The 11,403-nt window shown below is 37.7% G+C and carries 11 protein-coding genes; all 11 read right to left on the bottom strand.

The genetic code is table 11. The features are described 5' to 3' along the window. Positions 1–3: 3 nt before the first annotated feature. Positions 4–951, bottom strand: coding sequence for a hypothetical protein (locus tag PATL70BA_RS07050; RefSeq protein ID WP_125136711.1), 948 nt, complete (start codon positions 949–951; stop codon positions 4–6). A gap of 20 nt (positions 952–971) precedes the next feature. Beyond that, positions 972–1,346, bottom strand: coding sequence for a hypothetical protein (locus PATL70BA_RS07055; protein ID WP_125136712.1), 375 nt, complete (start codon positions 1,344–1,346; stop codon positions 972–974). A 19-nt stretch (positions 1,347–1,365) separates the two neighbouring features. Then, on the bottom strand, positions 1,366–2,655 hold the full coding sequence (locus tag PATL70BA_RS07060) for a putative glycoside hydrolase (RefSeq protein ID WP_172596145.1): 1,290 nt from the start codon (positions 2,653–2,655) through the stop codon (positions 1,366–1,368). Between the two features lie 135 nt (positions 2,656–2,790). After that, complete coding sequence (lysS, locus tag PATL70BA_RS07065; RefSeq protein ID WP_125136714.1) at positions 2,791–4,275, bottom strand: lysine--tRNA ligase; 1,485 nt, start codon at positions 4,273–4,275, stop codon at positions 2,791–2,793. 32 nt (positions 4,276–4,307) lie between these two features. Beyond that, a complete protein-coding gene (greA, locus tag PATL70BA_RS07070; RefSeq protein ID WP_125136715.1) occupies positions 4,308–4,784 on the bottom strand; it encodes a transcription elongation factor GreA in 477 nt (158 codons plus the stop codon). A gap of 192 nt (positions 4,785–4,976) precedes the next feature. Beyond that, positions 4,977–5,960 (bottom strand): tRNA dihydrouridine synthase DusB, encoded by a 984-nt coding sequence (gene dusB, locus PATL70BA_RS07075; protein WP_125136716.1) that lies wholly within the window; start codon positions 5,958–5,960, stop codon positions 4,977–4,979. Continuing rightward, a complete protein-coding gene (locus tag PATL70BA_RS07080; RefSeq protein ID WP_125136717.1) occupies positions 5,938–6,711 on the bottom strand; it encodes a type III pantothenate kinase in 774 nt (257 codons plus the stop codon). The genes dusB and PATL70BA_RS07080 overlap by 23 nt, the downstream gene beginning before the upstream one ends. 201 nt (positions 6,712–6,912) lie before the next feature. Beyond that, positions 6,913–7,509: an ECF transporter S component gene (locus tag PATL70BA_RS07085; protein ID WP_172596146.1), complete on the bottom strand. Its 597-nt coding sequence runs from the start codon at positions 7,507–7,509 to the stop codon at positions 6,913–6,915. 123 nt (positions 7,510–7,632) lie between these two features. Beyond that, positions 7,633–7,959 carry a DUF6145 family protein gene (locus tag PATL70BA_RS07090; protein WP_125136719.1) on the bottom strand — a complete coding sequence of 109 codons (327 nt, stop codon included), beginning with the start codon at positions 7,957–7,959 and terminating at the stop codon, positions 7,633–7,635. A gap of 11 nt (positions 7,960–7,970) precedes the next feature. Next, positions 7,971–8,951 (bottom strand): biotin--[acetyl-CoA-carboxylase] ligase, encoded by a 981-nt coding sequence (locus tag PATL70BA_RS07095; RefSeq protein WP_125136720.1) that lies wholly within the window; start codon positions 8,949–8,951, stop codon positions 7,971–7,973. Between the two features lie 101 nt (positions 8,952–9,052). Beyond that, positions 9,053–11,314 (bottom strand): N-acetylmuramoyl-L-alanine amidase, encoded by a 2,262-nt coding sequence (locus tag PATL70BA_RS07100; RefSeq protein WP_125136721.1) that lies wholly within the window; start codon positions 11,312–11,314, stop codon positions 9,053–9,055. Positions 11,315–11,403 lie beyond the last annotated feature (89 nt).

Here is an 11,403-nt window from a genome sequence, read left to right on the forward strand (position 1 = left end):
TATTTATTCTATGGTTTTAATCTCTCGTTTACTTTTTGATAATTTGATTTTGGGGATGGCTTTTACATAATAGTAATAATCTTCATCTTCAAACTGCTGTCGTTCCGTTTTTTGATAATCCAAAGTGAATCTAAAAAACTGCATGATGGATACAAGGATTACTGCAAGTACCGAACCCAACAATACACCTAATATTTGTACATCTGCGTTTAGAACCAAATTACCCATAATGAAACCAAAAATGTTGACAAGTCCGCCGACGCCAATGGCTATATATTGGGCAAAGTCCAACTCAAGACGTCCGACATAATAAGTTGTTAGTATAACAGCAATAAATACAACGATGGTTAATAAGATCGCTCTATTATCCATTACGATGTTCATCGTATATTTGTACATTTCTATAATCGTCGTGGGCATATCATATAAATCTGCGGATGTCATTTGAAGCAAACCGGGCAAGTTCATGCCAAGGTAATAAACAACAACCCCTACGCCAATAGGCACAATTGCAACCGGACCAAGAAAAAGTCCTGCAAACAAAGGCAAAAAGTACGCAAGTTTCATATACATCAATAAAGGTAGCAAAATAACCAAATAAGCTAGTTTGGGAAATAAACGCACAAACATCAAATAGATGATAATCGTTACGCCAAAGACAATAAAAGTTGCTTCAATGGATATAAAAAACATTCTTGCCCATAATGTTACCATGATTAATAGAACAAACCATGTTCCGGGTACAAACGCGACAATCGCTGCCATGGCCACTTTTATGTAAAACTTATCCAGTATTACGAACTTATTTTCCAAATCAAATCCAGACAAGTACCTGCCTAGCAGGGATAAAACGACCAAAGCAAGAATAAACTTGCTAAGTGGCACGATGATACGTTCAAACTTTCTATAATTTAGCATAATTATTTCTTTGATTTCAAGCAACATGGTCATAATGTGTCCTCCTCCAATGCTTACATCTTTCTCAATTCTTTGAGTGATTTCTGATACTCGCCGATTCTTTCTTTACTCTCTCGGTAACGCTTTTTGTAAATAATCGTTGCAACAATACCATAAATCACCATAAAAACAGCCCAGATGGTAAGATAACGCATACCAAGTTCAACAAAATCGTACTCAATAAAACGTTGCATATCCTCAAAAAATTTCATTCCGATATCCGCTAAAAAAAACAAGAACAAAGAGAATGACACACCGAGCAATATCAGGAAAGTCTTGTAGGCGATATAATCGCCTTTAAAGTATTCCATGATATTCAGGTCTTCTTTACCTTCTTTTCTTTCAAATGTAGCAAGCTTCATCATGAGTTTGACTTTTTCTTGGTCCATAAGTGGTCACCTCTTAATTCTATTCTTCTTGCTCTATTGGCAGTAAACCTGCTGCATTATATTTGACACCTGCATGCCACAGTATCCACTCTTCTAAACCTGCATCATAAGTGGCTTGAATCTGTTCTCTAATGGCTGCCGCATCATAAGTCTTATAATTACCCCTTCCAAGATAACTGGCTGTAAAAGCTTGTAACCAAGGTCTTACAACCGCCTTATGGTCACCTTCAGGAATTTGGGTTAATTTGTCTGCAGAATCCATCATAGATCCATGAATAATACGATAGGGGTATAAGTCTGAATGCTCGCCCTTTGGTGTATTATAGAAGCCAAATCCATAGTGGGATGGATAAATCATTGGACATATGACATCCACGACCTTTGACATTTCAACATAATCTTGCCCAATGGTTGCAGCGTCTTTTGAACTTGTAATCACCGTTCCAAAAACATCCGCAGAAACCTTAACACCGTAAGGTTTAAGCTCTTCCTTTGCATACTCTAAGAATTCCAATATGACTTCTTCCCTTGTCTGTAGAACATCTTTTCCCTGGAAATCTGCTTCAGCAAGCGTACTGGTCGCTTCGAAACGAATGTAATCAAACTGTATTTCTTTGAACCCAATCTTAGCAGCTTCCTTAGATACATCTATGATATATTTCCAAGTATCTTTGTTATAAGGGTCTAACCAAGGTGTATTCTTATATTTCCATAACGATCCATCTTTTTTCTTAATGGCGTATTCAGGTTTCCTTTCTGCCACGAATGGATCTTTAAAAGCAACAATTCTGGCAATCGGGTAAATGTCATGGCTGTAGAGACGTTCCATTAAAGCTTCTATATCTCTTATCGCATTGGTTTCTGCGCCTACTTCTTTAACCTCTTTCAAATCCATGTCATAAGAAATATGTCCGGAGTCGTTCTTAACATCAATAACAAAAGCATTGATTTCAGTTGTATCTGCCAGATGAATCAAATCATCCATCCATGAACCAATGCCTGCAGCATGCCCACTGACGTAGACACCTTTGACTGCCCTTGTTTCATTAATTTGTGTGGTGTCCGTTGACACGACCGACTCATAGGTAGCAAAATCATAAACAACATCCGATAAAACCGGTAACGATTCGTATTTTTTTAGATTTTCACTGGATGTTGGTGGTATGATTTTGTCTGTTTCCTCATCTTCATCAACAGATGCGCTGCAACCTTGAAGCATAAGCATCAACAGCGTAAAAAACAGAATCATTAGGATTCCATTTTTTTGCTGCAATTTATAATTATTAGATTTCCTTCTTAAATCATCCATTGTATTCTCCCATCGCATGGCTTACGTACAACATTATAACATATTAAAAATGGCATTTCGACCATTTTTTATTAACAATAGATTAAATATGAATCGAGGATTTCCCTTGTTCAGAGAAATCCTCATGGATCATAACTATTTGTTTTTCATGGTTGGAAATAATAAGACATCTCTTATGGAGTAAGAATTCGTAAGCAACATAATTAAACGATCAATACCGATTCCAAGTCCACCTGTTGGTGGCATGCCATATTCAAGAGCTGTTAAGAAATCTTCATCAATCTTGTTGGCCTCTTCATCCCCAGCTTCTCTTAGAGATTCCTGATATTCGAATCGACCTCTTTGATCTATAGGGTCATTCAGTTCAGAAAAAGCGTTTGCAAATTCTCTTTTTGTTATAAAAAGTTCAAACCTTTCTGTGTAAGCAGGATTTGATGGTTTGCGTTTTGCTAGTGGTGAAATCTCAACAGGATGATCCATAATGAAGGTTGGTTGAACCAAATGTTCTTCTACGAACGCTTCAAAGAAAGCATTGAGTATCTCACCTTTTTTAAAGTGTTTTTCAATGTGAACATCTTTTTCTTTGGCTAAAGCTCTTGCCGCTTCGTCGTCTAAAACTTCATCAAAGTCGAGACCTGTGTATTTTTTGACCGCCTCTAACATGGTTAATTTCTCAAAAGGTTTTTCAAGATCAATCAAAGTATCATCATATACTACTTTTGCTGTCCCGAGTACTTTTTGTGCTACTGTACGAATCAAGTTTTCAGTAAGTGTCATCATACCATAGTAGTCTGTATATGCTTGGTATAATTCAAGCAAAGTGAACTCAGGGTTATGTCGAACCGACAAACCTTCGTTTCTAAATACACGTCCCATTTCATATACCCGTTCAAAACCACCTACGATAAGACGCTTCAGATGCAACTCCAAGGAAATTCGAATATGTATATCCATATCTAGAGCATTATGATGCGTATTAAAGGGTCTGGCCGCTGCTCCACCTGGAATGGTGTGAAGCACTGGTGTTTCTACCTCTAGAAAGTCCATATCATCTAAGAAATATCGAATTTCTTTAATAATCTTTGATCGTTTGAAGAAAGTCTCTTTGACCTCCGGGTTAACAATTAAATCAATATACCTTTGGCGGTATCTGGTATCCGTATCCTTTAGGCCATGAAATTTTTCAGGTAAAACTTGTAAACTTTTCGAGAGTAAAAGTACCTCACCAGCCTTTATGGATATTTCTCCTTTTTGAGTCTTAAAAACTACCCCTTTAATACCGACGATATCACCAATATCATAGGTTTTAAAAGCTTCATAAGCATCATCACCGATGCCATCTTTACGTATATAAGCTTGAACCTGACCTTTACGGTCTTGAATATGACAAAAAGAAGCCTTACCCATGAGACGTTTGGTCATAATTCTTCCTGCAACGCTGATTTCTTGTCCTTCCAGAGCTTCAAAATCATCCGTAATATCTATACTATGATGGGTAACATCGTATTTTGTTATTTGAAAAGGATCGTTACCGGCTTCTTGTAAATCACTCAGCTTCCCTCTTCTTATTTTTACTAATTCATTTAAATCTTCTACTTGTGCGATTAGGTCATTTTCCATGATCGACACTCCTTTTCAACTATCAACACGTTCTATCTATGAATCTCTAGAACTTTGAACTTCAATAAACCAGCTGGGGTATCTACCTCAGCTATTTCGCCTACTTTTAGACCAATCAACGCTTCTCCAACAGGAGACTCATTTGATATTTTTCCATGTAATGGGTCAGCTTCTGTAGAACCAACTAAAGCATAGTCAATTTCTTCATCATATTCCATATCAAATAATCTAACTTTACAACCAATACCTATATAACTCAAATCAACTTCATCTTCGTCTATAACTTCTACATTCTTTAGAAGCTTCTCTATTTGTACAATACGTGTTTCAACTTCTGCTTGCTCTTCTTTCGCAGCATCGTACTCAGCATTCTCTGACAAATCCCCTTGTGCTCTTGCTTCTTTAATCTTCTGGGCAATGACTTTTCGTCTGTTGACTTTTAGCTCCTGTACTTCCGCTTCAAGTTCTTGTAAACCATGATAAGTCAATATTATTTTCTTCTCAGGCATTTTATGACACCCCTTCTATTTGTTATTCTAAGTTAGTAATCGGCCAAAAAAATGTTCTACATAAGCCCAAAACGTAGGTTTATCTAGATCACGTGTGAATTTTATACTAAGCCATCATACAATATATCCAAAGATTATAACTTAATATATCCTAGTTGTCAATTATCATATTGACATTCTACCCTTTAACTATCATTGCAACAAAATCTCACGAACCTTTGTATCAAATTCATGAATATCCACAATCTGATTCATCACCTGTCGAAGTCTTGTCCCATGCTTAAGACCCTTTGTGTACCACGCCACATGTTTGCGCATCTCTCTTAGAGCTATATAGGCGCCTTTGTCTTCTACCATCGTGTTTTTATGTCGCATCATCATTTCTATGATCATTTCGGTGTCCGGTCGTTTTGGTATCTGACCGGTCTTTAGATAATCATTGATTTCTCTAAAAATCCACGGATTCCCTTGAGCACCTCTTGCCACCATCACCCCATCACAACCCGTTTCTTCCAACATTCTTTTAGCATCAGTAGCATTAAATACATCACCGTTTCCGATTACAGGAATATCTACTGCTTCCTTTACAGCTCGAATAATCTCCCAATCTGCATGACCGCTGTAGTATTGCTCTCTTGTTCTCCCATGAACCGTTATTGCTGCTGCTCCACTTGCCTCAGCAATCTTTGCTACTAAGACTGCATTCACATGGTTTGCATCAAAGCCTTTTCTTATTTTTATCGTTACCGGCTTGGACACATGTTTTACCATTGCTGACACTATGTCGCCAATCAACTTAGGGTTTTTCATTAGTGCAGATCCTTCTCCATTATTTACCACTTTAGGTACCGGACAACCTAGGTTAATATCAAAAAGTGCGATACCCGAATGGTCTATCTTTTGAGCACTTTCTGCCATTATCTCCGGCTCTTTTCCAAAAAGTTGGATGCCTAACGTCTCTGTACCTGCACTTGTCACCAACATCTCTTTGGTTTTTTGATTATCATAAGAGATGGCTTTAGCACTGATCATCTCCGTATACACCAAACCTGCACCTTGTTCATAGCAAAGTACTCTAAATGGCCGGTCTGATACACCTGCTAAAGGTGCCAAAAAAATGTTGTTCTTTAGAATAAGCTGATCTATTTTCACTTTATTTTCCTCTATTACGGTCATATATGTGTTTCAGACCCTTGAAGGTTAAAATACTATCATATATATCAATCGCTTCAGTTTCGCCTTGCATAACCCTAGCGAGACCACCCGTTGCAACCACTTTCATATTTGGTAATTTAAGTTCTTCTTTCATTTTTTTTACAATGTATTCCACTTGACCGATATAACCATATACCAAACCTGCTTGCATACTGTCAATGGTATTTCTGGCCAATATAGAACTTGGTTTCTTGATTTCTATTTCCGGTAATTTTGCTGCCTTTTGCCACAAAGCATTGGCTGTTATCTTGATCCCAGGTGAAGTGACGGCCACTTCAAAAACACCTTTTTCAGAAATAAAATCATAAGTAGTGGCTGTTCCAAAATCAATGACGAGTAATGGACCACCATACTCATAAAAGCCACCGGCTGCATCCACAATACGATCTGCCCCCACTTCTCTTGGATCATCGGTGTGGATGGATATACCTGTCTTTATGCCCGGACCGACAATCATGGGTTCTAACCGGATATATTTTCTTACGCCATTATTCAACGAATACATAATGTTAGGTACTACTGACGATATGATGACACCATCTATATCTTTGACTTCAATCTTCTTTGAATTTAACAGCGCAAGAAGAAAAAGACCATACTCATCTGAGGTTCTTGGGGTTTTAGTGGTCATCCTAAAAGTACCAATCCATTCATTATTGCTATGGACCCCTATTGTAATATTTGTGTTACCAACATCCATGGCCAATAACATATACGATCCTCCTATTCGTTCTTTATAACGGCTCTTCAACGATCAAAAAACCATTTCTCTATAATCAGAATCAAGAGCTTATTCATATGTCTAAGCTCTTGATTCATATTTATTAATAGCTCAACTTTATATATCGTCATTAATATCTTACATAAGTCTCAGAAGTCTTACTGAGGGTTTATTAACGGTTTATTAAAGTTATTATGATTTATATTGCTTAAAATAAACAGAGCAAATCGCTGTTACGATGACAACTGAAACAATACCTTCCATTAATCCATTTGTACCTGCAACACCAACTGCCCACAAATAAGCTTTGGTTGATAAACCAGCTTCTAAAAGCATAGCTTCAATCTTACTACCATATATAAGACTAAGTGCACCAAGTACCAATATTGTATTGGTTAAACTCCCTACAAATGCGCCCACACCTATGGCTAAGGGTGCCAGTTTCGCCTTAAATAGTTTTAGTGCTAAAGCGTACGCATAATACGCAGCTACACCAATAAACATTCTCGGTAAAATGGAAATAATCGGGTTAATAAAAAACAGTGAAAAGGGTGATACCGGTCTAATGAGTGCATGAAAAAAGGATATAAGTCCAAATGCCAGTCCCATAATCAATCCTGCAACCGGTCCCAAAATAATCCCTGTAATGATTGTAGGAATATGTGTGATGGTTGCCTCAACCGTTCCCATAGGAATCGCGCCTAGCGGTGTAAAATCCAGTATCATAGTGATGGCAAGCATCAGGCTCAAAATCACCAGTTTTCTTGTGTCTTTTAGTGTCTTATTCACAAAATCGCCTCCTGTTCTCGTTCCCATACGGGATACAAGACATCATCCGTAGATGATTCGCATTAATTGTTTCATGTCTATTATAGCAGTATATTTTTCAAATGCAATGGTGAATTTCTTTACTTATTCTAGAGGTTCACCTAAATAGAAAACCTTGTAAAACATTTGAAGCCCTTCAAGAAGATCCTCCTGATCAACCATCATCTTCTTAATCTTCAGATGTGCGCCAATCTCATCATACAGAATATCTTCTTCATCACATTCCGTTCTAAAATGTAACAAACCATGCTCATCATATACCAAAGACAATAAACCACCAATTTCCATCGTAAATGAAACCAACATAATTTGAATACTTGTTTTAATACCTTCTGGTATTGCATCAAATTCACTGTTAAAATAGTATTTTCTGTCATAACTGCTCGCAGCAGCTAATATAACCTCTTCCATTGCTGAACCCTTTATACATAACCATTTATGCCTCTTATAGAAACGTCGCCGGCATATATGATTTCTGTATTCCCTTCCTTGTTTCTGACCATCAGGCCACCTTGATCTGTAACCTTGATGCCCGTTGCTTGTTTGGTTGCACCATGTTCAATGATTCTAAGTTCCTGATCCACATTAACACACATGCTGTTGTACTTATCTATCATAAAACTCAAATCCATAATTTTCAAGAATTTTTCATATAATGTCTCAAAATGATTTAAAAAAGTAGTTAAGATCTCCACTCGGTTCACTTCTCTTCCAAGTTCGATCTTCAGTGAGGTCGCTATAGCCTCTAAGGGTTCCTCAAAAAATGTCTGGTTCACATTAATGCCAATACCTACCACAACATGATTTATATAATCCGCTTCTGTACTCATCTCTGTTAGAATGCCACAAACTTTTTTTCCTGAAATGACAAGATCATTAGGCCACTTAATACCTACCTCAAGACCTGTTCTATCTTCAATAGCCATGGCTGCTGACATCCCTGCGATTAACGTTAGCATGGATGCAATCGTCGGTGCTATATCCGGAACCAAGACTAAAGATGCCCATATACCCTCATCTTTAACAGATGTCCAGTTCTTACCTCGCCTGCCTTTGCCTGCCGTTTGCTCTTTGGCTATGATCAAACCTTCATTCATGCTTTTGTTTACTTTCAGACGTTTAGCTTCAGAATTTGTCGAATCAACAGTTTCATATATTTTGATGGTCGTAAACCTTGACGCTTTACTTAAATGAAGTCGAATCGCTGTTTCAACCAAATTTGTTGTTTCTATCAATAGACGGTACCCTCGATTTGGTACGGCTTCTATCTCGTAGCCTTCATCTTTTAATTTGTGGATGGCTTTCCAAATAGCGGTTCGAGAGACACCTAATGTTTCACTTAAGCCTGCACCGGAAACATATTCTTTTGTGGTCATCAACACTTTTAGTATTTCATCTTTCATTTTCTACCTCATACGTCATTATTTTTTGACTGGTATAGAAAACAAGAGGCTAAATCAGCCTCTTGTTTTCTATAGTATTTATCGTGACAAAGTCACACTTCTTATCGCTTCGTTGGGTAAGTACTAAAGGTTTCAAGTATCGATTGATAAAGTGCCGATGCTGTGGTTTTTAGGAAAGTCTCATCCTTTAACTTGGCAACGTCATTGACATTGGTTAGGAATCCAACCTCAACCAGAACTGCCGGCATGATTGTATTCTTGAGCAGGTATAAGTTCTCTCTTTGTTTAAGACCTCTATCCTTCATGCCTGTATAAGCCACAATGTTTTTTTGGAATATCTGAGCTAACTTAGGAGAAGTTAACTTATCCTGTACGTTTGATGGGAAATACAGAGTCTCTGTACCATTTTCGCTGGCATTAAAAGCATTGTTGTGAATACTAATAAAGAAATCTGCACCTATCTCATTGGCAATATCACAACGATCCTGCAAAGATGGGAATGTATCTGTCAACCTCGTATAGTAGACTTTGACACTGGTATCCGCATCTAAAAGATTTTTGAGATACAGAAGCATTTTTAGGTTAACATCTTTTTCTTGTAAGCCATTGGCAACTGCACCCGGATCACGTCCGCCATGTCCTGCATCAATGACAACAATCTTATTATAAAGCTCTTTTGGTCTATAGGCCTTAATCTCAATCTTGTCGCCTACTTCTTCGACTCTATACTCATATATAAAATTCGACTTAATGGTAATTTGGGTCTGGTCCTTACTATTCTGGCTAATATTAATAGTTTCTATAAGACCGTCATGGACTTTGACAGAACCTTTTCCAAACACATTTCCATAATTTCCCGCTAATGTAATATGGAAAGTCTTGTTTCTATAGTCATTATCGTAAATGATACCGCTCATCTCTATAGGCACATCTACATGTTCTAATGCAATCACCGGTTTGGTTTCATTTTTATACTCTATATTCTCATAGGTAGGTTCCTTAAATTGAATCATGGTCTCTTCACCGGATGACTTTACCACTTCATAGTCGGCTTGACCATCCGTTTCCACAACAATACGTGTTTTTGTTTCCTCAAACTGGGCTGTTCGAATTTTCTCTACATATTGACCGGATGCTTGGCTTTCTTTGGTGCCGATTAAAGAGGTGGTATTTTCAAAATCAATAACCACCCGATCCGGATTGGAAAGTCGAAAAATATTCATATCCGGTGCAGCAACACCTTCAACACGTATATAATCACCTTGATCGTTTTGTCCTAGTAAAATATCGTGAATGATATTGTCCGAAGTCGCAACAACAAGTTCTGTACGATTTTTATTAAGAGATACATCCAATTTAATGGATTCATTCTTTAAGTCAAAGACAATACGTGTCGTATTCGGATTGGAACTGTATTGGCTGGATCTTATACTTGTTAAGATGGGGTTTGAGTCATATTTTGTTTCACTCTTCAAACCCGAAACGGACCTGGGTATGTCTATAACCAGTTTCCCCTCCCACAAGGTGTATTTTACCTCTGATATGGCCGAAGTTGCCTTAACCACAAATCTATTTTGGGTACCTGATGTATCATAAGCTATATCTGTAATCTTAGTCTCGGGATGGTTTTCGGATGTAAGCGCAATAGAATTATTGTTCGATGAAATGCTTTCCATCTGATCTTTTGTTGCCGACCATTGAACAGGTGTATTCCTTAATTCTGTTGGCAAAGTTTTGTTAGCGCCGTCTCCTGAAATGCCTTCTAGCTTATCTCCATCAAGGTCATCGCCTTCCGAATCCGGTTCTATTACCTCCGGTACCTCTGGTTCAATAGGCATGTCAACAACCAGATCAGCATTGGTCAGCATGGCGGTATAACTACTGTTATCCCAATCCACATCAAAACCCAACACTTCCGAAATGAATCTAATAGGTACCATTGTCTTGGGATGGTCCTTATTAAGATCTCGAATAAGTTTGGCCGGTACATCCAATTCATGGGGTTTTCCATTGACATAAGCTGTCTTATCGTTGATGGCTAGAACAATGAATTGATCCCGGTAAGTGATGTAAACCTCTTCTGTCTTACTGTTCCATTCCACCTTAGCACCAACAGCCTCAGATTCAAATATCTCCCTAACCGGCACCAATGTTCTATTGCCTATAATAACTGCCGGCATGTCACCGGTCTTAACCTCTTTTTCATTAATGACAACGGTAACCAACCTATTATCATATTTATGTACATTACGATCATATTCTAAATAAAGTTCATTGGCTTGATTGCCTGCAAAAACATTGACTTGAAATAAATTTATAATAAGTGCTACAAGCACCAATAGACTTAAGAATCGCTTCATCATATACTCTCCTTTGAGGTGGCAATCAGATTGAACCGTATAACAATGGTTATAGTTTTGCTTTGGCCATTATAGCCATTACTAAATTATAG

The sequence above is a fragment of the Petrocella atlantisensis genome, from assembly GCF_900538275.1.
Taxonomy (GTDB): domain Bacteria; phylum Bacillota; class Clostridia; order Lachnospirales; family Vallitaleaceae; genus Petrocella; species Petrocella atlantisensis.

What these genes read in the sequence shown, in the direction of transcription:
- PATL70BA_RS07095 (WP_125136720.1), bottom strand. Translation starts at nt 8,951, where the DNA reads ATGAAAGATGAAATACTAAAAGTGTTGATGACCACAAAAGAATATGTT.
- PATL70BA_RS07090 (WP_125136719.1), bottom strand. Translation starts at nt 7,959, where the DNA reads ATGGAAGAGGTTATATTAGCTGCTGCGAGCAGTTATGACAGAAAATAC.
- PATL70BA_RS07100 (WP_125136721.1), bottom strand. Translation starts at nt 11,314, where the DNA reads ATGATGAAGCGATTCTTAAGTCTATTGGTGCTTGTAGCACTTATTATA.
- PATL70BA_RS07050 (WP_125136711.1), bottom strand. Translation starts at nt 951, where the DNA reads ATGACCATGTTGCTTGAAATCAAAGAAATAATTATGCTAAATTATAGA.
- lysS (WP_125136714.1), bottom strand. Translation starts at nt 4,275, where the DNA reads ATGGAAAATGACCTAATCGCACAAGTAGAAGATTTAAATGAATTAGTA.
- PATL70BA_RS07080 (WP_125136717.1), bottom strand. Translation starts at nt 6,711, where the DNA reads ATGTTATTGGCCATGGATGTTGGTAACACAAATATTACAATAGGGGTC.
- greA (WP_125136715.1), bottom strand. Translation starts at nt 4,784, where the DNA reads ATGCCTGAGAAGAAAATAATATTGACTTATCATGGTTTACAAGAACTT.
- PATL70BA_RS07060 (WP_172596145.1), bottom strand. Translation starts at nt 2,655, where the DNA reads ATGGATGATTTAAGAAGGAAATCTAATAATTATAAATTGCAGCAAAAA.
- dusB (WP_125136716.1), bottom strand. Translation starts at nt 5,960, where the DNA reads ATGACCGTAATAGAGGAAAATAAAGTGAAAATAGATCAGCTTATTCTA.
- PATL70BA_RS07055 (WP_125136712.1), bottom strand. Translation starts at nt 1,346, where the DNA reads ATGGACCAAGAAAAAGTCAAACTCATGATGAAGCTTGCTACATTTGAA.